19 protein-coding genes are annotated in these 21346 nt (G+C 63.6%); 9 read left to right on the top strand and 10 right to left on the bottom strand.

All coding sequences use genetic code 11. The features are described from left to right. Nucleotides 1-50 precede the first annotated feature (50 nt). From A3840_RS10540 to A3840_RS10525, 4 genes are all read right to left on the bottom strand, one after another. A complete protein-coding gene (locus A3840_RS10540; protein ID WP_067455990.1) occupies nucleotides 51-1154 on the bottom strand; it encodes an ABC transporter ATP-binding protein in 1104 nt (367 codons plus the stop codon). A gap of 5 nt (nucleotides 1155-1159) precedes the next feature. Then, on the bottom strand, nucleotides 1160-1984 hold the full coding sequence (locus A3840_RS10535; protein ID WP_067455989.1) for a carbohydrate ABC transporter permease: 825 nt from the start codon (nucleotides 1982-1984) through the stop codon (nucleotides 1160-1162). 10 nt (nucleotides 1985-1994) lie between these two features. Then, on the bottom strand, nucleotides 1995-2939 hold the full coding sequence (locus tag A3840_RS10530; RefSeq protein WP_067456371.1) for a carbohydrate ABC transporter permease: 945 nt from the start codon (nucleotides 2937-2939) through the stop codon (nucleotides 1995-1997). Nucleotides 2940-3152: 213 nt separating this feature from the next. Continuing rightward, a complete protein-coding gene (locus A3840_RS10525; RefSeq protein WP_067455987.1) occupies nucleotides 3153-4502 on the bottom strand; it encodes an extracellular solute-binding protein in 1350 nt (449 codons plus the stop codon). Between the two features lie 302 nt (nucleotides 4503-4804). On the opposite strand from A3840_RS10525, the gene A3840_RS10520 reads away from it, so the two are divergent. The 7 genes from A3840_RS10520 (at nucleotide 4805) to phnE (A3840_RS10490) (ending at nucleotide 12976) form a co-directional block, all read left to right on the top strand. Continuing rightward, a complete protein-coding gene (locus A3840_RS10520; RefSeq protein WP_245676595.1) occupies nucleotides 4805-5848 on the top strand; it encodes a LacI family DNA-binding transcriptional regulator in 1044 nt (347 codons plus the stop codon). A 6-nt stretch (nucleotides 5849-5854) separates the two neighbouring features. Beyond that, a complete protein-coding gene (locus A3840_RS10515; RefSeq protein WP_067455985.1) occupies nucleotides 5855-7780 on the top strand; it encodes a DUF5054 domain-containing protein in 1926 nt (641 codons plus the stop codon). 134 nt (nucleotides 7781-7914) lie between these two features. Further along, entirely contained in the window at nucleotides 7915-8502 is a 588-nt protein-coding gene (phnN, locus tag A3840_RS10510; RefSeq protein ID WP_067456365.1) for a phosphonate metabolism protein/1,5-bisphosphokinase (PRPP-forming) PhnN, read from the top strand. Nucleotides 8503-8713: 211 nt separating this feature from the next. After that, a complete protein-coding gene (gene phnC / locus A3840_RS10505) occupies nucleotides 8714-9547 on the top strand; it encodes a phosphonate ABC transporter ATP-binding protein (RefSeq protein WP_067455983.1) in 834 nt (277 codons plus the stop codon). Nucleotides 9548-9613: 66 nt separating this feature from the next. Further along, entirely contained in the window at nucleotides 9614-10516 is a 903-nt protein-coding gene (gene phnD / locus A3840_RS10500; RefSeq protein WP_067455981.1) for a phosphonate ABC transporter substrate-binding protein, read from the top strand. A 141-nt stretch (nucleotides 10517-10657) separates the two neighbouring features. Beyond that, nucleotides 10658-11638: a phosphonate ABC transporter, permease protein PhnE gene (phnE, locus tag A3840_RS10495; RefSeq protein WP_425388846.1), complete on the top strand. Its 981-nt coding sequence runs from the start codon at nucleotides 10658-10660 to the stop codon at nucleotides 11636-11638. After that, nucleotides 11639-12976: a phosphonate ABC transporter, permease protein PhnE gene (phnE, locus tag A3840_RS10490; protein ID WP_067455979.1), complete on the top strand. Its 1338-nt coding sequence runs from the start codon at nucleotides 11639-11641 to the stop codon at nucleotides 12974-12976. 37 nt (nucleotides 12977-13013) lie between these two features. Here the strand turns inward: phnE (A3840_RS10490) and A3840_RS10485 are convergent, their stop codons facing one another. From A3840_RS10485 to fgd, 6 genes are all read right to left on the bottom strand, one after another. Continuing rightward, complete coding sequence (locus A3840_RS10485; protein WP_067455977.1) at nucleotides 13014-14015, bottom strand: TIGR03842 family LLM class F420-dependent oxidoreductase; 1002 nt, start codon at nucleotides 14013-14015, stop codon at nucleotides 13014-13016. Nucleotides 14016-14089: 74 nt separating this feature from the next. Further along, nucleotides 14090-14893 carry an ABC transporter ATP-binding protein gene (locus A3840_RS10480; RefSeq protein ID WP_067455974.1) on the bottom strand — a complete coding sequence of 268 codons (804 nt, stop codon included), beginning with the start codon at nucleotides 14891-14893 and terminating at the stop codon, nucleotides 14090-14092. Beyond that, entirely contained in the window at nucleotides 14890-15891 is a 1002-nt protein-coding gene (locus A3840_RS10475; protein WP_067455971.1) for an iron chelate uptake ABC transporter family permease subunit, read from the bottom strand. Before A3840_RS10475 ends, A3840_RS10480 begins: the two co-directional genes overlap by 4 nt. A 211-nt stretch (nucleotides 15892-16102) precedes the next feature. Then, on the bottom strand, nucleotides 16103-17083 hold the full coding sequence (locus A3840_RS10470; RefSeq protein WP_082903807.1) for a putative F420-0 ABC transporter substrate-binding protein: 981 nt from the start codon (nucleotides 17081-17083) through the stop codon (nucleotides 16103-16105). 3 nt (nucleotides 17084-17086) lie between these two features. Continuing rightward, nucleotides 17087-17899 carry a coenzyme F420-0:L-glutamate ligase gene (cofE, locus tag A3840_RS10465; protein WP_067455968.1) on the bottom strand — a complete coding sequence of 271 codons (813 nt, stop codon included), beginning with the start codon at nucleotides 17897-17899 and terminating at the stop codon, nucleotides 17087-17089. 157 nt (nucleotides 17900-18056) lie between these two features. Then, nucleotides 18057-19058: a glucose-6-phosphate dehydrogenase (coenzyme-F420) gene (fgd, locus tag A3840_RS10460; protein ID WP_067455964.1), complete on the bottom strand. Its 1002-nt coding sequence runs from the start codon at nucleotides 19056-19058 to the stop codon at nucleotides 18057-18059. A gap of 145 nt (nucleotides 19059-19203) precedes the next feature. Between fgd and A3840_RS10455 the strand changes: the two genes are divergently transcribed. Continuing rightward, on the top strand, nucleotides 19204-20157 hold the full coding sequence (locus A3840_RS10455) for a nucleoside hydrolase (RefSeq protein WP_067455961.1): 954 nt from the start codon (nucleotides 19204-19206) through the stop codon (nucleotides 20155-20157). 177 nt (nucleotides 20158-20334) lie between these two features. Further along, nucleotides 20335-21306, top strand: a complete 972-nt coding sequence (gene ytfQ / locus A3840_RS10450) for a galactofuranose ABC transporter, galactofuranose-binding protein YtfQ (protein ID WP_067455958.1) — start codon at nucleotides 20335-20337, stop codon at nucleotides 21304-21306. The last annotated feature ends 40 nt before the right edge of the window (nucleotides 21307-21346 follow it).

Below are 21346 nucleotides of genomic sequence, written 5' to 3'. Positions count from 1 at the left end.
GGAGGCTTGATGGTCGTCCTTCTCCCACAAGGGAAGAGGGGCGGCCGGTGTTAACCGTTGATCTCTGGAATGCGTTTTCCGGCGCTGTCGAACAGATGCACGTGGTCGGCGGCGAAGCCCAGGGTGACCGTCTCGCCCAGGGCGATATGGTCGTCGGTGAAGATGCGGGCGGTGACCCTTGCGCCTTCACCGCGATCGATGGTGACGAGGCTTTCGGGCCCCATATTTTCATTGGCGAAGAGCGGGGCGGTGATGGTGTTGGGGGCGCCGGCACCGGCGACATCGAGATGTTCGGGGCGGATGCCGAGGGTGAGTTTGCTGCCGGCGGCGAGGGCCGTGCCGATGGCGTCAGTCATGGGCAGGGCGGCGATGGTGAGGCCGTCGGCCTTGAGCTGGAGTTTGCCGTCGTCCTTTGTGGCTTCGACCTCGACCAGGTTCATCGGCGGATTGCCGACGAAATTGGCGACGAAGGTGGTGGCGGGGCGGCGGTAAATCTCGATGGGCGAGGCATATTGGACGATGCGGCCCTGATCCATCACCGCGATGCGGGTGGCGAGCGCCATGGCCTCGGCCTGATCGTGGGTAACGTAAACGGCGGTCATGCCCATGTCGCGCTGCAGATGGTTGAGAAAGCCGCGCGCTTCGAGGCGCAGCTTGGCGTCCAGATTGGAGAGCGGCTCATCGAAGAGATAGACCTGGGCCGGATAGACCAAAGCCCGGGCGAGCGAGGTGCGCTGCTGCTGGCCGCCGGAAATCTGGCTGGGGAGGCGGTCGAGCAGGTGGCCGATCTTGAGCACGTCGGCCACTTCCTTGGCCCTGGCATGGCGCTTGGATACGGCTTCGCCGCGGACCTTCAGCGGATAGGCGATGTTGTCGGCCAGGTTCATGTGCGGATAAAGCGCATAATCCTGGAACACCATGGCGATGTTGCGGTCCTTGGGATGGAAATGGGTGACATCCTCGCCGCCGATCATGACCTGGCCGGAGGTCGGGGTTTCGAGGCCCGCAATCATGCGGAGGGAGGTGGTCTTGCCGCAGCCGGAGGGGCCGAGCAGGCACACGAATTCTCCGTCGCCGATATCGAAGCTGACGTCGCTGACGGCCTTGAATTCGCCGAAGCTCTTGGTGACCTTGCTGAATGCAACAGATGCCATGAAATTTATGCCTTGATGCCGCCGAAGAACCGGAAGCCGAACCTCCAGCTGACGAAGAGATAGAGTGCCACGACGGGCAGCGAATAGATGAGCGAATAGGCCGCCAGCAGCGTGACCACGGGCGTGCCGGCTTCCGAATAGAACGAATAGATGGCGACGGCCGCCGGCATGTTGGCGCTGGACCGCAGCAGGATGAAGGGGATGAGGAAGCTGCCCCAGATATTGACGAAGCTCCACACCACGATGACCACGATGCCAGGACGGATGACGGGCAGGGCCACGTCGAAAAAGGCCTGGACGGGCGACGCCCCGGCCACCATGGCGCTTTCCTCGTAGGATTTGGGGATGGAATCGATGAAGTCGCGCAGGATGAACATGGCTGTGGGGAGGAGCCCGCCGGCAAAGGTGAGGATGACGGCGAGATGGGTGTCCATCAGCCCGGCGGCCGAGATGATGAGGAAGATCGGCACCATGGCGGCCGAGCCGGAAACCACCGAGGAGAAGAGCAAGAGGATATAGGTGACCGCGCCCTTGCCGGGGATGGAGGAGCGACTGAGCGCGTAGGCGGCGAGCGTCGCCGCGGCGCCGACCAGGATCACGCCACCCACGGCCTGGATCAGGCTGTTCCACAGCGCCTGCATGGCGAAGCCATTGCCGAAGACGGTGTTGAAATTGGAGAGCGTGAAGGGGTCGGGAATGGCCAGGCCCAGTTCGGCTCGCGCATTGAAGGGCGCAAAGAGGAACCAGAGCAAGGGCAGCGCGAAGGCGGCGCCGATAAGCGCGGCCAGGGTGGAAAAGGCGATGCGGCCGAAAAGCGCGGGGAATTTCATGGCTTTGTCCTCACGTCCCCGGCGCTTTCTTCTTGCGACCGATGCTGAGATAGACGAGCGCGAAGGCAAGGTTGATCAGCATCATGATGACGCCGACGGCGGCGCCCTTGCCGAACTGGAAGTCCTGGAAAGCCACGCGGTAATTGTAGATGGAGACCAGTTCCGTCCGGTAGCTCGGCCCGCCATTGGTGAGCAGGAACGGCGTGAAGGTGTTGAAGGTCCACATGGTGATAAGGATGAGATTGGTGACGATGTGGCCGCGGATCAACGGCACGGCGATGTCGCGGAATTTCTGCCAGGAGGTGGCGCCGGCCACGTCCGCCGCCTGGAAATAGGAGGGCGGAATGGAGGAAAAGGCCGAATTGAACAGCATCATCGAGAAAGCGGCGCCGCGCCAGGTGTTGAACACGACGATGACCCAGAAGGGCTGATCGAGCAGGAAGTCGCCACTGGGCAGGCCGATGGCATTGAGCATCATGTTGAGCGTGCCGGCATCGCGGTCGAGAAAGGCGAACCAGGCAAAGCCGATGACCACTTCGGGGAGGATCCAGGCGGCGATGACGAAGGTTTCGGTGAGGCGCTTGATCCAGGGCGGCACGGTCTGGATCAGCCAGGCGAGGAGCAGGCCGAGCAGCGCCTGGCCGATCAGCGCCGAGGCGAGCACGAATTGGGTGGTGAGGATTAGCGAGAACCCGAACTGGCCGCGCTGGAAGAAGGTCGCGGGGTCGAAGAGCGCCAGGTAATTGGCCAGGCCGACGAATTCGGGATTGAGCGCGGTGCGGCCGAGCAGGGTGCGATTGGTGAAGGAAACGAAGATCACCCAGAAGAAGGGCACGATGACGAAGACCGAGACCAGGAGCCCGGCCGGCGTCAGGAAGGCGGCGCCGGCGCGATTGGACAGCAGGGAGAAATTGCGGACCTTTTTCGCCTCGGTGGTGATGGGTTCGGTGGTCATGCCATTTTCCTGATCGCGTTCGATGCGCGGTGTCATTGGGGCAAAGGCCGGAATCCAAGTGCCTCTCCCCAGGCTGGATGCGGCCTTTCGCCTTCAGCATGGATCCGCCTGCCGGTATGAGGTCGTGGGAGGAGGGCCTGCTGCCCGGAGCCTTTCCGCCCATACCCGATGTCCCTCGGGACACCGGGCGGTTTTGGGAGGAACTTTTTGCCGTCAGAGCAGGCTGACCACGTTGTCGGCGCCCACGATGGCGGTGACCGAGGCCTTGTACTGGGCCATGGCTTCTTCCGGCGAGAGTTCGCCCGAGACCACGGCTTCGGTCATGCGCTGGATTTCCGAGGAGACGGCATTGTAGTTCGGATCGTTCGGACGCGCGGTGGTCAGCGGCAGCAAGGTCTGGCTGGTTTCGGTGAGGAACGGGCTGTCTGGGATTTCGACATCGGTGCGGGCGGTGATGCGCGGCTGCAGCGCCTGGAAGGCGGAGAGCTGTTCGGGCTCATTCATGAACGACAGGAAAGCCCAGGCCTCGGCCGGCGAATCCGTGTTTGGATTAAGCACGAAGCCGGTGCCGCCCGAAATGGTGACGAAATCCTGGCCGCGAATGCCCTTGCCGGGTTCCTGTGCTGGAACTTTCGCCCAGCCCTGGACCTCGTCGCGATTGGCCACGGCGAATTCGGAGCCTTCGGGGGTTACGGAGCGGTAGAAGTAATCCCCTTCGAGCAGCAGCGCGGTGACGCCGTCTCTGAAATTGGCGAAGGAGCGGTTGCGGCCATCGGCCAGAAGCTGGGCGCGCTGGTCGCCGAGCTTTTCGTCCACATAGACGGTCTTGTAGAGGTTCAGGGTGTCGAGAATGCCCTGGCTCTCGACGATGAACTTGCCGTTTTCGTCGATGACGGATTCGCCTGTGCCCAGCAGCAGCAGCCAATAGCCCTGCATGGTGGTGGCTTCGCCCATGGCGACGCCGGCATTGATCTGGAGCGGGAAGCTGTCGGGCTTGATCGCCTTGATGGCGCGGGCGGCGTCGAGCAATTCTTCCCAGGAGGTCGGCTGCCAGGTGTCGGCGTCGATGCCGGCTTCCGCCAGGATATCCTTGCGGGTGTGGATCATCCGCACGTCGGTGCCGAGCGGAATGCCGTAATATTTGCCGTCATAGAGCATGAGGGCGCGCGACCCTTCGGAGAGGGCGTCCCAGCCGGACCAATCGTTGACTTCGGCGCCGGCGACCTCGTCGAGCGACTTCAGCAGGCCGCCTTCCACGAAGGAGGGAATGAGGAAGCCGTCGAAGGCGGAAACGTCGGGGCCCGCGCCGGTGGAGAAATCGAGAGCCAATTGCTGGGTGAGCTGGGCATCCTCGCCACCGAACTGGTTGAGGCGGACATTCACGCCCGGATTGGCGGCCTCGAAAGCGGGGATGACGCTGTTCTCGATCCATTCGGCGGTGGCGCTGTTGACGCCGCCGATGACGCAGCGGCAGGTGACATCAAGATCGACGGCGAAGGCCGGCGCGGCCATAGCGGTGGCGCCAACAAGACCAAGCGCGAGAGCGCGCAGACGATTGCTCATAGCAATACCTCCCATGTTTGGCTCCGAATTCTCCGGTAGCCGGATTGGCCCGCGGCAGAGCGAGCTGCTGCATAGGCCCGTTCAGAATGAACACGTTTTCAAACTTCGTCAATGCGGAGAATTCGCAGCCGAAATCGGCGGCCGGCCGGCCGCTCAGTTCGAATGGCAGCTTTTCACGACGTTCCTGTGACATTGATCAGTCGGATTGCCCGGAAGGCGCTCCGAGGCAGGCTTGACAGCCGCGTCGGATGTCGCCAGAAAAATGAACACGTTTTCATCCGCGTCGGATGATCGGGAGGGTTATGGTGAGCGATAGCGAGCAGGTGCCGCGCGGGCGGGCGACTGCGGAAATGGTCGCCGCGCGGGCCAAGGTCTCGCGGGTCGCCGTGTCGCGCGCTTTCAATCCCCATACGTCGCTGAAGCCGGAAAAGCGCGAGCTGATCCTGCGGATCGCACAGGAGCTGAATTATACGCCGGACCGGGCGGCGCGGGCGCTGGTCAGCGGTCGCTCGCACCTGATCGGGGTCATTGTGCCGGATGTGTGCAGCCATTGGGAAAGCCAGGAAATCGATGCGCTGACCACGGCCCTGCAGGCGGAGGGCTTTGCCACCCTGCTATTCAAGACCCGCACCGACTATTCTATGGACGAGCAATTGCTCTCCTATATGCGGGGTTTCAATCCGGATTCGGTGATTGCCTTCGTCGAGAACGTCAAGCCGCAGACCCTGGCGCGCTTTCTCGACCGGGCCGTGCCCATCTATGTGCATTACCCGCTGCCGGGAGGCGGGGAGGAGCCGGAGAGCGAGCCCCTGCACGACCGGCTCAATGTGCTGCAATATGACGGCATCGACCAGGCGGTGGCTCTGTTGCAGGGTTATGGCGTGCGGCGCATCGCCTATCTCTCGGGGTTGGAAAAATCCCGCGCCAACACCTCCCGCGAGGCGACGCTGCGGCAGGTTATGGCCAATCGTGGCCTGGAGCCGCCCATCGTGGCGAAGGGCGATTTCAGCTATGACATGGCCTATGGGGCCACGCTCGACCTGTTCCGGATGGGGGCGGGGGCCGACGCGATCTTCGCCGGCAATGATGTGGGCGCCTTCGGGGTGATCGACGCGTTGCGGCACGAACTCAAGCTCCGCGTGCCCGAGGACGTAAAGGTCGTCGGCTTCGACGACATCGCCCAGTCGCACTGGAAAAGCTATAATCTCACTACGGTGAAATTCGACCTCGAGGAGCGGGTGCGCGGCTTAGTGCGGCTGATCCTGAGACGCCTCAACAATCCGGATGCGCCGGGTTTCCACGAAACGCTCAATACAAGGCTCGTCGTGCGCGGCACGGTGGGCTGACGATCCATGACCCAAAAGATCCATCTCGTCTTCAAGACCCATCTCGACATCGGGTTTACCGATCATGCCGCCAAGGTGCGGCGGCAATATCATGAGCAATTCATTCCCCAGGCCATCGCCACGGGCGAGCATTTCTTCCGCGAGAACCCGGAGGCGCCGGCCTTCATCTGGACGACGGGTGCCTGGCTGATCTGGGATCATCTGCAATCGCAGGATTCCGGGAAGGTGCGGCGGCTGGAACAGGCGATCGAGCGCGGGCTGATCGCCTGGCACGGCCTGCCCTTCACCACCCATACCGAGCTGATGAGCCCGGCTCTGTTCCGGGCTGGCCTGTCCTATGCCGCTGAACTCGATGCCCGCTTTGGTCGCAAGACCATTGCCGCCAAGATGACGGACGTGCCGGGCCATACTTTGGGCATGGTGCCGCTGCTGGCCGAGGCGGGCATCCGTTTCCTGCATCTGGGGGTCAATACGGCTAGCCCGGTGCCGGATGTCCCGCCGATCTTCCGCTGGCAGGCGCCAAGCGGCGAAGAAGTCGTGGTCATGTATCAGGGCTCCTATGGGGCCACCGATTTTCCCGCCGGCCATGATGTGGGCCTCAGCTTCGCCCATACCAATGACAATATCGGGCCGCAAAGCGTGGGGCAGTGCGTGGAGGCGCTGCGCCACATTCAGCATGAATTCCCCGACGCCGAAATCGGCGCCTCGACTCTCGACGCTTTCGGCGCCGAGATGTGGGCCCGGCGGGATGCCTTTCCCATCCTGACCCAGGATATCGGCGATAGCTGGATCCACGGCGCTGGCAGCGATCCGGAAAAGCTGGCGCGCTTCCGGGCGCTGACGCGGCTTTACGATGGCTGGGTGGATGCGCCGAGTGCCGAGCGACTGGCCTTCGGACGCGGACTGACCATGGTGGCCGAGCATACCTGGGGCGTCGATATCAAGACCTATCTGCGCGACGAGAAGGCGTGGGACCGGGCGGATTTCGAGGCGGCGCGCGGCAGCGATTACCGCTTTGCCTATGCAGAACAATCCTGGGCCGAGCAGCGCGGCTATCTCTCGAGCGCCGTGGGCCAGCTCGGCGCGGCCGATCGAGCGGCGGCGGAAAGGGCGCTGGCCCGCCTGGCCCTGCCCGCACCGATCATGCCGGTGCCGGGCACGGTGATCGCCGATGGCGGCTGGACTGCCGAGCTCGATGTCGCGACCGGGGATGTCCTGCGGCTCACCGCGCCGGATGGGCGGGTGGTGGAGGGCGGGGCCGAAAGCCTCATGGGCTATCGCCATGAAAGCTACGATTGGGCGGCCTTGCAGACCCATCTCGATTCCTACCTGCAGCATCGGCAGGAATGGGCCATCCTGGACCATGACAAGCCGGGCCTGGCCAAGGCGAAAACGGCGCGAAATGCATGTTTCCGGCCAAGCCATCTCGGCATTGCCGCGGCGGGACAGGGCGCCGTGGCGCAAATTCCGGGCGAGGCGCATGCGCAATTGGGCGCGCCGGCCCGGGTGGAATGGCGCCTGCGCGGGTTGGACGACAAGCGCGTGGAAGTGAGCCTGGTTCTGCGCGACAAGCCCGCCAATCGCATGCCGGAAGCGGGCTTTCTCAGCCTGACCCCCGCAGGCGGTGCCGAATGGCACTTGCGCAAGATGGGGCTGTGGAGCGAGAGCAGGAACATTGCCACCGCTGGCGGCGGACAATTGCAGGCCATCGAGGCGGCGCGCGGCGGCCCTCTCTGCATTATCCCGCTCGACTGCGCCCTGGTGGCGCCGGCCGCTTCGCCCTTCATGCCGTTCCAGCCGGAGCGGCCCGATTTTTCTGCCGGGCTGCGCTTCAATCTCTACAACAACAAATGGGGCACCAATTTCCCTATGTGGTGGGAGGGAAGCGTGATGTTCCGGTTCGTGGTGGAAATGGATGCTTCCCAGCCTTGAGAGGAGGGCGCCGGCGCCGGGATAAACGATATCCGGCGGATGAGGGGCTGCAAGGAACGGGTTAAGTCGCTGTCGTGACCTTGTCATCCATCTGACCTATGGGCAGGCGGCGCAATCCGGACTATGCCTGCTTCATGACTTCCCCGCCCGACCACATCATGCCACGCCCGGCCAGTGGCACCTTCGTTGCAATCGTGGGGCCCAGCGGCGTGGGCAAGGACAGCCTGATCGCCTATGCACGGGACCGGCTGGGTGCGGATGTCGCCGTGGTACGGCGGGTGGTGACGCGGGCCGCCGACGCAGGCAGCGAAGATCACGACAGCATGACGCCGGAAGCTTTCGCCCAGGCGGAGGCACAGGGGCGCTTTGCACTGAGCTGGGAGGCGCATGGCCTGCGCTACGGACTACCATTGACGCTCGAGTCCGACCTTGTGGCCGGCAAGGTGGTCATCGCCAATCTGTCTCGTGGCATGATCCCGGCGCTGCTGCGGACCTATCCAAAGGCGCTGGTGGTGGAAGTCACGGCCGACCGCGCGGTGATCGCGCAGCGGCTGGCGGCACGCGGACGCGAGACTGCTGAGAGCGTGGCGGCGCGGCTGAACCGGGTGGCGGAGGCGCAATTGCCGCCGGGCATTGTTCGGATCGACAATTCCGGGCCGCTGGAAGTTGCGGGCGAGCAATTCGTGCGCCTGCTGGAGCGTGTCAAAGGGCAGGCGGTCTGAACGCTCAGAAGACCTCATGGAGAGTCCGCCGAACCACGAGGTGGGGCATGCCCCAGCACCAGGCTCCTCATCCGACGCTGCGCGTCGATCTCTCCCCAAGGGAGAGGTGAGGTGGGGGCTGTGGAGCTTCACCGAACGGTCATCCAATCGTTATTTTGACGTCACCTGGCCGCCCTAGGTCTGCCGCATCTCAATAGCGGGGGCGGTGCCGATGCTCAGGATTTCTCACGTTACGCGCCGGTTTGGCGACAAGGTCGCCGTGGACGATGTGACGCTCGAAATCCCGCAGGGACAGATGGTGGGCATTATCGGCCGCTCGGGCGCCGGCAAGTCGACGCTACTGCGCATGATCAACCGGCTGAACGATGTTTCGGACGGCTTCATCGAGTATTCGGGCGTCAAGGTTTCGCAATTGCGCGGCGTGGAGCTGCGGGCCTGGCAGCGCGATTGCGCCATGATCTTCCAGCAGTTTAACCTGGTGCCGCGGCTCGACGTCATCACCAATGTGATGCTGGGCCGGCTCAATGGCCGCAATCCGGTGATGAACCTGCTCCAGCTTTTTACTGCCGAGGAGCAGTTCGAGGCGCTGAAGGCCCTGGAACGGCTCGATATTGCCCAGACCGCCATGCAATGGGCCCAGACCTTGTCCGGCGGCCAGCAGCAGCGCGTCGCCATTGCCCGGGCGCTGATGCAGAGGCCGAAAATGATCCTGGCGGACGAGCCGATCGCCAGCCTTGATCCGCGCAATGCGCAGATCGTCATGGATAGCCTCCGCGACATCAATGCCGAGGGCATCACCGTCATTACCAATCTGCATACGCTGGACACGGCACGGGCCTATTGCGAGCGCATCGTGGGCATGGCTGCGGGCAAGGTGGTGTTCGACGGCACGCCGGATGAGCTGACCACCGATGTTGCCCGCGCCATTTACGGCGCCGACGGCCTCAAGGAGGCCTTCTCGGAAGCCATGACCTCGACCGCGCTGGCTCCGGTCACGCCGGCCTTTCTGCCGCGCACGCCGACCAATGCGCAGCAGGCTCCCTGATTTTCCCAGTTCCGCCGCCGGTCCTGCCGGTCGCCGATCCTTCACGCGTCACCAAGGAGACTTCACGTGATCCGCAAACTGTTTTTGGCCTCATTGGCCCTTTCCCTTTCCACCAGCGTCTTCGCCCAGGACGTCAATGTGCTGCGCATCGGGCTCGATGGCGGTGAAAACGAGAGCGACCAGCTCCGTCGTGCCGAATGCGTCGCCGAGCCGCTGAAGGCCGCGACCGGCGTGTCGGAAGTGCAGTTCTTCCCCTCGCCGGATTATAACGGCGTTATCCAGGGCCTGCTCGGCGGCACTATCGACATCGCTATCATGGGCGCTTCGTCCTATGCAGCAATCTACCTGCAGAACCCCGATGCGGTCGATCCGGTACTGGTGGCCCAGCAGCAGGACGGCTCGACCGGCTATCACACGATTATGGTAGCCCGGTCCGACAGCGGCATCACCGATCTGGCCTCCACCAAGGACATGAAGCTCGGCTTTGCCGATCCCGATTCCACCTCGGGCTTCCTCGTTCCCAATGTGTCGTTGCCGAACGACCTGGGTGAGGCCATCGAGACCTTCTACAGCGAAACTGGCTTTGGCGGCGGCCACGAAAACCTGGTGCTCGGCGTGCTCGACGGCACCTGGGACGTGGGCACGACCTTTGGTTCGGGCCAGGGCGAATGGAGCGAAGGCTATACGACCGGCAATCTGCGCATCATGGTCGACAAGGGCCTGCTGGACATGGACGACCTGGTCGAAGTGTGGAAGTCGCCGGTCATCCCGAACGGGCCGCTGATGGTGTCCAACAGCCTGCCGGCCGAGACCAAGGAGCAGGTCACGGCCTTCTTCATGGATCTGCCGAACACCGATTTCGAGTGCTTCGACGCCTTCACCGCCGGTGGCTACACCAAGTTCGTGGAAGCCGGCCAGCCCATGTACCAGACCATCATCGACGCTCGTAAGTCGGTGATCGGCAGCTGATTCAGACCGGCTGCGGTGGCTGCTCGGCCACCGCAGCCAATCCCAAACGCAGTGTCATCCCGGCGCAGGCCGGGATCCATCCCGAAATCTCAAGGTGGACCCCGGCCTTCGCCGGGGTGACATCGAGAGTTTGGAAAGTTCATGCCGATGGCTGACATCTCTGCACGTCACGCAAACCTTTCGCCAGCCGGCGAGACGCTGCTGCGCCATTATCGGGGGCAGGTGTTCAATCGGCGGCTCTATTCGACGCTGATCGTGCTCGGGGTCCTGGCTACGCTCGGCGCCGCCATGGCCTATGCCAATGCCGCCAATTCAGGGAAGTTCTTCGAACGGCTCCCCTTCATGTTCGATTTCATTAAGAACTTCGTGCCGCGCGATCCGCTCGAAATCTTCCGCGCCATGTTCGATCTGGAATCACCCTATTTCGACGGCTCGGCGAAGTACAATTATACGGCCAACCGCATCTGGCTGACCGATACGTTCTATATTCCTTATTTCCTCTACCAGCTGATGGTGACGGTCAATATCGCCATCGTGTCCACCCTGATCGGCGGGGCGCTGGGTTTCTGCCTCTGCTTTTTCGCCGCCACCAATCTGGTGGGGGCCGGTGTGGTGCGCTGGGTGGCGCGGCGCATCATGGAAGTGCTGCGCGCCTTTCCCGAAATCGTCATAGCGGGCCTGCTCACCGCCATTCTCTCCATCGGGCCAATCGCAGCCATCGCGGCGGTGTCGCTGCATACGATCGGGGCGCTGGGTAAGCTGTTCTTCGAAGTGGTCGAGAATGCCGACATGAAGCCGGACGAAGGGCTGAAATCGGTGGGCGCCAGTTGGCTGGAGCGCGTGCGCTATGCCATCGTGCCGCAGGTCATGCCCAATTTCGTCTCCTATGGCCTGTTGCGGCTGGAGATCAATGTGCGCGCCTCCACCATTATCGGCGCGGTGGGCGGCGGTGGCATCGGCGAGGTGTTCCGCCTGTCCATCGGCCGCGATTATGCGGCGCAGACCTATGCGATCATCATCCTGTTGCTGGTGACCATCATCGCCATCGACCAGTTTTCCGGCTGGCTGCGTCGGCGGCTGGTGGGTGACCAGAGCTTCAACTTTGCCAAGGCGAGCGTCTAGATGAGTGCGATCAGTGTCGCCGAAAGTCATCGGCTGGAAGAAAAGTTTCCCGAGGTGTTCAAGACCTCGTTCCTCAAGCGCCATGGCTTGCTCGTCGGCATCGCGGCCACGCTGCTTTACCTGGTCTTCTGCTGGTTCTTCTTCAATGTCGGGCCGGCCCTGCAGAACGGCAAATGGGACCGTGCCTCGATCTACATCCAGGACTGGTATTCCTGGCGCGCGCAACCGCGGCTGCGCTTCGGCGAGGATGGTACGGTCAATCCGCAATGGTCGAGCCGAGGGCAATATCCCGAGGGCGCAGCTATCGATTGGCTCGTGCCGCGCGCCGATGGCGGGATGAGCGTGCATTTCGGGCCCGACCGGCTGGAAGTCACCACGGCGCAGGTCGACGTCTACCTAAATGGCCAGGTCTGGCCGGTGACGATCACCGATGGCGCTGCCTTGGCCCCCGATAATGCGCCCGACGCCATCGTGCAGGACCGCACCAAGGTGCTGGTGGATTTCGGCTTCGAAGGACAGGCCGAAATCCGCGACAATCAGGTGGCGGTGCAGCGCCGGTTCCTGGGCTGGGCCAATTTCCTCTATGATCCGCGCTCGCCGCTCTGGGGCCATGATCTGTTCTCGACCATCGGCCTGATCTTTTCGGGCGAGCAGGTGGTGGCCGGCAAGTCCAATGCGCAATTGGTGCTGGACGAATGGCTGGGCAATCGCGCCTGGCAACATGGCGATATCCTCACCAAGCTGCTGCAAACGCTGGTCATGGCCTTTGTCGGCACGCTGCTGGCGACGCTGTTCGCCTTTCCGTTGGCTTTCTTCGCCGCGCGGACCATTACGCCGAACCGCGCCCCCAACTGGCTGATGAAGCGGTTCTTCGACTTCATCCGCTCGGTGGACATGCTGGTCTGGGCCCTGTTCTTCACCCGCGGCTTCGGCCCCGGTCCCATCCCCGGCATCGCGGCGATCTTCTTCACCGATACGGGCGCGTTGGGCAAGGTCTATGCCGAGGCGCTGGAGAACGTCGATGACAAGCAACGCGAGGGCATGAAGTCGGTGGGCGCCAGCTCGGCCTCGGTCAACCGCTATGGCGTGGTGCCGCAGGTGCTGCCGGTTTTCGTGTCGCAATCCCTCTATTTCTGGGAGAGCAATACCCGCTCGGCCACGGTGATCGGCGCGGTGGGGGCGGGGGGCATCGGGCTGAAACTGCTCGAAGCCATGGGCACCAATTCGGACTGGGACAAGGTCGCCTATATGGTGCTGCTGATCCTCGTCGTGGTCTTCGTATTCGACAATATCAGCACCGCGATCCGGTCGCGACTGATTGGGCCGGCGGGGCATTGAGGGGCCTCTGCCGGAATGACTCTGTGGCTATTTTCGGTCAGCGAAACGCCGGAATGACGTGCCGTCCGTAATTGGCGATGATTTCTTCCTCGTCGCCAGAGTCCAGATAGATGTTGAACTGGGTGACGCCGGCCGCTTCGAGTTCCCGCACCTTGTTTACATGCTCGTCGGGCTCGCCCAGCACGCAGAAGCTTTCCACCACATCGTCGGTGATGAAATCGAGATAGGGATTATCGGCCTGGCCGTGCTTGGCATAATCGTAGCCGCGGCGCTTCTCGATATAGGCGGTCAGGCTCTGGGGGACCTTGTCGCTGTCCGAGCCGTATTTCTCGACGATATCGGCGACGTGGTTGCCGACCATGGCGGGGAACCATTTCACCTTCTCGATGGCGCGCTTCTTGTCGCCGAAATAGGCGGGGGCGGCGGCCATGGAGCGGTAATTGGACATGTCCCGGCCGGCGGCCTTGCCGGCCTCGAGGCATTGGTCAGTGAACCATTTGCACAGGCCCGGATCGGCGAGCTGAAGCACGACGCCGTCAGCGCTTTCACCGGCGGTCTTGAGAGCTAGGGGGCCATAGGCGGCGATCCAGCTCGGCATGTCGTGGCCCACGGCCCAGGGGAATTTCACGGCGGCAGGGATTTCGCCATAGGAGACCTCCTCGCCGCGCACCATGGCCTTGGTCTTGTCGATGAATTCGGCGACGCGCTTGAGCGTGGCCGGCTTCTTGCCCATGACGCGCATGGAGCTGTCACCCCGGCCGACTGCCAGATCAAAGCGACCGCCCGATTGCTTGGAGAGGGAGCCGAAAATGGAGGCGGCGACCGACCAGTCGCGCACGTCCGGATTGGTCACCAGCGGGCCGAAGCGCATCTGTTCGGTGTGTTCCATGCACATGGCGATGGCGGCGTAGCAATCGCGCCAGAGGATGTGGCTGTCATAGAACCAGCAATAGGAAAAGCCGGCATATTCGGCGGCGCGCACCAGATAGCGGGCGCGTTCGGCCTCGATGAAGCCCTTGAAGGTGATGCCGAATTCCATGATTTCTCCCGCGCTCCCTTGCCGGTCAGAAATTTGACCAGCCGATCAAATTTTTAAGGGCCGCAGGACGATTGTCAATCGGGATTGTGCGGGAGCGCTTCGGGGATTGCCTCGTCATAGACGATGACGGAATGGCCTGCAAATGCGTCGTGAAGCAGGCGAGCGCGCACGCCATAGACATGGTGCAGCAGGGCGGGGTCGAGCACGAGGGCCGGCGCGCCTTCGGCGGCCAGGGTACCAGCCTTGAGCACGACGAGATGATCGCAGAAGCGGGCGGCGAGGTCGAGATCGTGCAGGGCCAGCAGGACGGTGGTACCGGCCATCGCCTTGCGGCGTAGCAGGGCGAGCAATTGCAGTTGCGCGCTGATATCGAGGTGGCTGGTGGGCTCGTCGAGCAGCAGCAGGTGGGGCGTCTGTGCCAGGGCGCGGGCGATATGGACGCGCTGCTGTTCGCCGCCCGATAGGGTATCGAAGCGGCGGGCGGTGAAGGCGGTCATGCCGGTTTCGGCCAGGGCGGCGGCAATGACGGCCTGGTCTTCTGCCCCATTGGCGCTGGCCAAAGCCGATTGAAAAGGAATGCGGCCGAGCGCGACGACGTCACGGACGCTGAGGCGTTCCTCGGTATTGGCCGATTGCTCGACGAAAGCGGCGAGCCGGGCGCGGTCGCGGCGGGTCATCGCCATGAGGTCCTGGTCCTCGAAGCGGACATGGCCGCTGGACGGTGTGAAGCCGAGCAGGGCTGCCAGCAATGTCGACTTTCCGGCGCCGTTGGGACCGATCAGGCCGGTAACCTGGCCTCGGGGCGCGGTGAAGCCGATGTCGGACAGGATAGTCTTTCCGGCCTTGCGGAGGGAGAGATTGGCGACTTCAAGGCTCATGTCATCCTCCGGTAGCGGAGCAGGACGAAGAGGAAAACCGGCGCGCCGATCAGCGCGGTGATGATGCCGACCGGCAATTCGCGCGGGTCGAACAGGGTGCGCGCGGCAGTATCGGTCCAGAGCATGAAGATGGCGCCGGCCAGCATGGCATGGGGCAGGAGCACACGATGGCGCGAGCCGGTGGCGAGGCGCACGGCGTGGGGAATGACCAGGCCGACAAAGCCGATGGCGCCGCCAATGGCCACCATGATGCCGGTCAGCAATGCGGTGGCGCCGAGCAGGATCCAGCGTAGGCGCGGCACATCTATGCCGAGGGATGCTGCGGCATTATCCCCAAAGGCGAAGGCGTCGAGAGCGCGGCCCGACACCAGGATGATCGGCGCGCAAAGCAGCAAAGCCGCGCCCACCAGTCCGGCATCGGCCCAGAGAGAGCCGGAGAGCGAACCCATGAGCCAGCTCAGGATTTCGCGGTAGGAATCGCCAGTGGCGGACCAGAAGATCAGGTAGGAGGTGGCGGCGGAAGCCAGGGCCGAGATGCAGATGCCGGCCAGGATGGCGCGCGAGGGGGTGGCGCCGCCCAGCAATTGCGCGATGAGCAGGGCCAGGGCCAGGGCGCCGAGGCTGCCCAGGAAGGCTCCGAGCGGCATGAGCAGCGCGAAGCCGGCGAGTAGGAACAGTACGGCGCCGAAAGCCGCCCCGGAGGACAGGCCGAGCAAGTAGGGATCGGCCAGCGGATTGCGCGTCAGCGCCTGCATGATGGTGCCCGCAAGCGCCAGACCCGCTCCGATGCCCAGGGCGGTGAGCACGCGGGGCAGGCGGAGTTCCCAGACGATGGCGTCGCGCAGGCGCGAGACCGGGCTTTCCGGGAGCAGGCCGAAATGATGCAGAATGACCGACCAGGCTTCGGACGGGGTGATGTCGGCCGGGCCGAAGGTGATCGCCGCGATGGTGCTGAGGAGGAGCAGCAGGGTCAGGGCGGGGAGGGAGAGGTGATTCAAGGGGAAATGGAGTGTGCCGGCACCCCCTCCTTAAGCGAAGCAAGCGGCTTCTTGGCCCCCTCCCCCTTGAGGGGAGGGGCGGGATGGGAGGTCCGAAGGGGGAGCGTGCTCACATGGTTGTGGGGATTGCTGATAGGCCTGAACCCCCACCCTCGGTCCCTCCCCTCATGGGGGAGGGAGGCGACAGAGCCGACAGACCGCACGGAACCGCTCATTCCGCGAAATCCAGCCCCGCCAATTGCGCCGCCATGTCCGCCGTGGCGGGCACGTTGCGTACCCCCGCTTCGGACGCCGGGAAGGGAATGACGAGATAGCGCTGGTGGATGACGGCGTCGAGCTGGCTGGTGATCGGGTTTTCCGCCAGCAGGGTCTTTTTCTGTTCCGCCGAATTCCAGGCGGCGTCGACCAGGATGATGACGTCGGGATTGGCGGCGACGATGGCCTCCCAAGAGGCCGAAATCCAGCCTTCCTCGATATCGGCATAGAGGTTTTCGAGCCCTAGCGCCTCCATGATCATCGCCGGGGCATTGGTGCCGGCTCCGAGATAGGGGGTCTTGGTGCCGGAGGAATACCAGAGCGCGGTGAGGCCGCGATCGTCCGACGCGATACTGGCCAGGAGGGCCGATTGCTGGTCGATCAGGCCATTGGCGGCGTCGATGACGTCGAAAATCACCCCCATTTCGCCGAATTCGGCAAACAGGCGCTCGAAGGTCAGTTTGGGCGGGGGGACGGATCGGCAGGCGGCGGGGGCGACATAGGTGGCAATGCCCAGTTGCGCCAGGGTCGCGCGCTCCCCGGCGCCATCGGCGGCGAAATTGCTTTCCCAGCCGCCATAGATGAAGTCCGGCTCGGTTTCGAGCACCACTTCCTGGCTGGGGAGCTTGTCGGAGAGGATGGGGAGGTTGGCAGCGAGGTGATCGGGCAGGGGGCCATCCTGGAAGCCGACCCCGACGATGGTTTCGGCAAGGCCGAGCGAGAGGAGCAGTTCGGTGGCAGTGGACTTGATAGTGACGACGCGTTGTGGCGGTCCATCGAGTGAAATGACGACGCCGCAATTGTCGATGAGATGGGGGTAGATGGTGGCGGCCTGGGCGGGCAGGGCGAGGGCGAGAAAGACGGCCGCGACAGCGGGAAACAGAGGTCCCCGCTTTCGCGGGGATGACCCCGAGCGTGAATTTCTGGACGTCGCCATTGCTTATTCCTGACGCTGTTTTCTCTTGGCCTTTATTTCCGCCATCGCCGCTTCATAGCCGAGGCGATAGGCTTCGGCGCTGCCGAAGCGGAACATGTCGTCGTCGCCGGTGCGGGCGAGGGTGCGGGCGCCGGGGGCGTCGAGGTCGGTCACGAAGCGATCGAGGCCGCGCACCACGGCCACGGGAATGCCGGTAGTCTTGCCCTTCACCAGGTCGGCGGCGCCGGCGATCTCGTCAGCGACAACGGCCTGGGTGACATGGAGGGGACGGCCATTGGCGTCATTGGCCCCGCGCAGGTCGTCGGTAAGTTGTATCCCCGCGGCGCCGATGGCCATGTCGGTCTGGCCGACGCGCCAGGCGCGGCCGATCGTGTCGGTGACGATGATGCCGATCTCGACGCCGAGCCGGTCGCGCAGGCCGGCGCAGAGCGCGCGGGCGGAGGCGTCGGGGTCGGCCGGCAGGCGCAATGCGGTGCCTTCGGGCACATTGGACATGTCGATACCGGCTGCGGCCATGACCAGGCCCTGGCGCGTCTCGACGATGCGGAACGTGCCGCCGGGATGGACCCGCTCGGCCACGATGCGCACCGTATCGGCGGCGATGGCCTTTTCGCGGTCGGCGGCCGGCACCTGCATCCCCTCGGATTTGGAGACGATTTTGGAGGTGACGACGAGAATGTCGCCGGATTGAAGGGCGAGATCGGGGTCGGTTTTCGCTTGAGCGGCGATGGCATCGGCGATCAAGGCGACGAGGTCGTGGTTCGGCTCGATTTCAGGGAGGCCGGTAACGCCCCAGACGGAGAAGCGGGGTGTCATGGTCGGAAACCTGCTTGTGTCTGAATGTTATCCCACATTCGATCGTCACCCTCGGGCGTGACCCGAGGGTTCTGTTCTTGCGGCACCACAAGAAAGTTAAGAGCCCTCGGGTCAGGCCCGAGGGTGATGTCCAGCGCGTGTGGGGGCGCGTCCATGCTCATTCCGCCAGTTTCCGCAGTCGCGGCAGGATTTCCCGGGAATAGAGATCCAGGAACCGGCTCTGGTCGGTGCCGGGCGCGTGGAAGACCAGGTGGTCGAAGCCGTAATCCATATAGGTCTTTATGGCGGCCACATGCTCGTCGGGATCGGAGGAGACAATCCAGCGCTTGGCCACCCGCTCGATGGGCAGGGCGGCGGCAAGCCGTTCCATTTCCTCGGGGTCCTGGACGGAATGCTTTTCCTCGGCCGAGAGGGAGAGCGCGGCCCAGTTGCGGGTATCCTCGAGCGCGCGCGCGGGGTCGGTGTCGAAGGAAACCTTCACCTCGATCATGCGCTCGAACGGCTCGCCCTTGAGTTCGCTTTCGGCGCGGCCGGCTTCGACATTGGGCAGGAGCTGATCGAGATAGAGTTCGGCGCCCTTGCCGGAGGTGCAGATGAAGCCATCCCCGGCGCGGCCGGCATATTTGGCATTGAGCGGTCCACCGGCGGCGATATAGATCGGCACCGGCTCGGCGGGCTTGTCATAGATGGTGGCATTGATGGTCTTGTAATACTGGCCCTCGAAACTGACGCGGTCTTCGCGCCAGAGCTGGCGGATGAGTTTTACCGCCTCGCGCAGGCGCGCCGAGCGTTCCTTGAGTTCGGGCCATTCCATGCCGGTGGCGGGCACTTCGTTCAGGCTTTCGCCAGTGCCGACGCCCAGGATGACGCGACCGGGAAACATGGCGCCCAAGGTGCCGAAGGCGTGGGCGACTACGCTTGGGTGCAGCCGGAACGTGGGGGTGAGCACCGAAGTGCCCAGAACGATCTTTTCGGTGCGGGCGAGGGCTGCCGACATCCAGCCCGGCGCGAAAGGCGCGTGACCATCTTTGTGTTTCCAGGGCTGAAAATGATCGGAAACGAACACCGAATCGAAGCCGGCCTGCTCGGCCTCGATCGCGAAACGGAGGAGGTCGTTGGGGGCGAATTGCTCCGCCGATGCCTTGTAGCCGAACCGCATGTCAGGTCCTCCCGAGCGTCGGTGATCTATTTTTGATCGTTTGGTCAAAAAACGTCGATAGTCAAGTTGCTTCGTGCTAGAGACGCGACCAGACTGTAGGGCAACATCGGGATAGTGCCTATCCCGGCAAAAGACGGCGCATTGAATGAAAGTAATCTTCGACACCGATCCGGGCATCGATGATGCCATGGCACTGCTTTATCTGAGCAAATTGCCAGAAATCGAGCTTTTGGGCATCACCACGGTGGTCGGCAATGCCGATATCGCGACGACGACGCGCAATGCGCTGTTCCTGGGCGAGCAATTCGGCATTTCGGCGCCGGTGGTCCAGGGCGCGGGCGAGACGCTGGATGGCGTCGTCAAGGACGAACCGGTGATCGTGTACGGTCACAATGGCCTGGGTGATATCGCCATCCCGGCCGTGGACGAAAGCGGCCTATATCCGGACGCGGCGAGCCAGTTCATCATCGACAGCCTCAAGGCGCATCCGGGCGAAGTGACGATCATCGCCGTGGGCCGGATGACCAATCTGGCGCTGGCCCTGCGCGCGGCACCCGAGGTGGCCAAGCTGGCCAAGCAGGTCATCATCATGGGCGGCGCCTTCGGCTATCAGGGCCGCAGCGGCAATATCACGCCACTGGCCGAAGCCAATATCCACGGCGACCCAGTGGCGGCGGACGAAATCTTTGCCGCCGACTGGCCGGTCGTGGCCGTGGGCCTTGACGTCACGCACGACATCATCCTGGATAATGATTATCTCGCCTCGCTGGCGGACGAAGCCGGTGACAATGGCGAATTGTTGCGCCAGATGTGCGGGCATTATGCCAAATTCTACAGGGAGATCATGGGCCTGTCGGGTGTGGTGGGTCACGATCTGCTGGCTGTGACCTATGCGCTCCATCCCGAATGGTTCGAGGTCCGGCGTGGGCCGGTCCTGGTGATCCGCGACGGTCTCGCCGCCGGGCAGACCGCGCAGATGCCCGAAACGCGCAAGGGCGGCCACGCGGCCTGGGCCGACCGGCCGAGCCAGATTGTGTGCATCGGGGTGGATGGACCCAAGGTGCTGGCGCATTACCGGGAGACGGTGACGCGGGGCTGAGGGGGCAAGGCCACGCTCCCTGCGATCCTAATTCGTGGGAATTCAAGCGTTTATGCTCCTCCCGGCGTGGCGCCTCCCCCGCCATGTACAATCCCACTTTACATATAATAGTACTTTATGTAGCGTCCTCTCACCCGTTCAGGCGAGAACGCCGGACGGCATTTGGGAGGATTCATCGTGAGCATCATCACCAAGCTCGCCCTCGCGGCGAGCCTCGCTACCGCCTTGTCTTCCGCTGCCCTGGCCCAGGATATTTCCGGCAAGGTGGTGGGCTTTTCGCAGATCGGTTCGGAATCGGGCTGGCGCGCCGCCGAGACCTCGGTGACCCGGCAGGAGGCCGAGGCCCGTGGCGTCGATCTCAAGTTCGCCGATGCGCAGCAGAAGCAGGAAAACCAGATCAAGGCCATTCGTGGCTTCATCGCCCAGGGCGTGGACGCCATTCTGGTTGCCCCGGTGGTCGCCACCGGCTGGGATGAAGTGCTGACCGAGGCCAAGGAAGCCGAAATTCCTGTTGTGCTGCTCGATCGCGGCGTCGATGCGCCGGAAGATCTCTACCTGACCTCGGTGGCGTCCGACCAGGTCGAGGAAGGCCGCGTGGCCGGGCAATGGCTGGTCGATACGGTCGGCGCCGAGGATTGCAAGGTGGTCGAGTTGCAGGGCACGGTGGGCTCGACCCCGGCCATCAACCGCAAGCAGGGCTTCGAGGAAGCCATTGCCGGCCATGACAACATCACCATCGCGCGCAGCCAGACCGGCGACTTCACCCGCTCCAAGGGCAAGGAAGTGATGGAAGGCTTCATCAAGGCCGAGAATGGCGGCGCCGATATCTGCGCGGTCTACGCCCATAATGACGACATGGCCGTGGGCGCCATCCAGGCCATCAAGGATGCCGGCCTCAAGCCAGGCACCGACATTCTCGTCGTTTCCATCGACGCCGTGCCCGATATCTTCACCGCCATCGCCGCCGGCGAAGCCAATGCCACGGTGGAACTGACCCCGAACATGGCCGGCCCGGCCTTCGATGTCCTCGCCGCTTATTGGGCCGATGGCACCGAGCCGGAAAAGTTCATCATCACCGAGTCCAAGCTCTATACTTCGGCCGACGATCCGGCCGGTGAATATGAGCGCCGCAAGGACCTGGGCTACTAAGCTCCGGATCATATCCACACACAATGTCATCCCGGCGCAG

The organism is Devosia elaeis (assembly GCF_001650025.1).
Taxonomy (GTDB): Bacteria; Pseudomonadota; Alphaproteobacteria; order Rhizobiales; family Devosiaceae; genus Devosia; species Devosia elaeis.
Note: the sequence above shows the minus strand (reverse complement) of the source record. Positions and strands in the feature narration are given on the sequence as shown.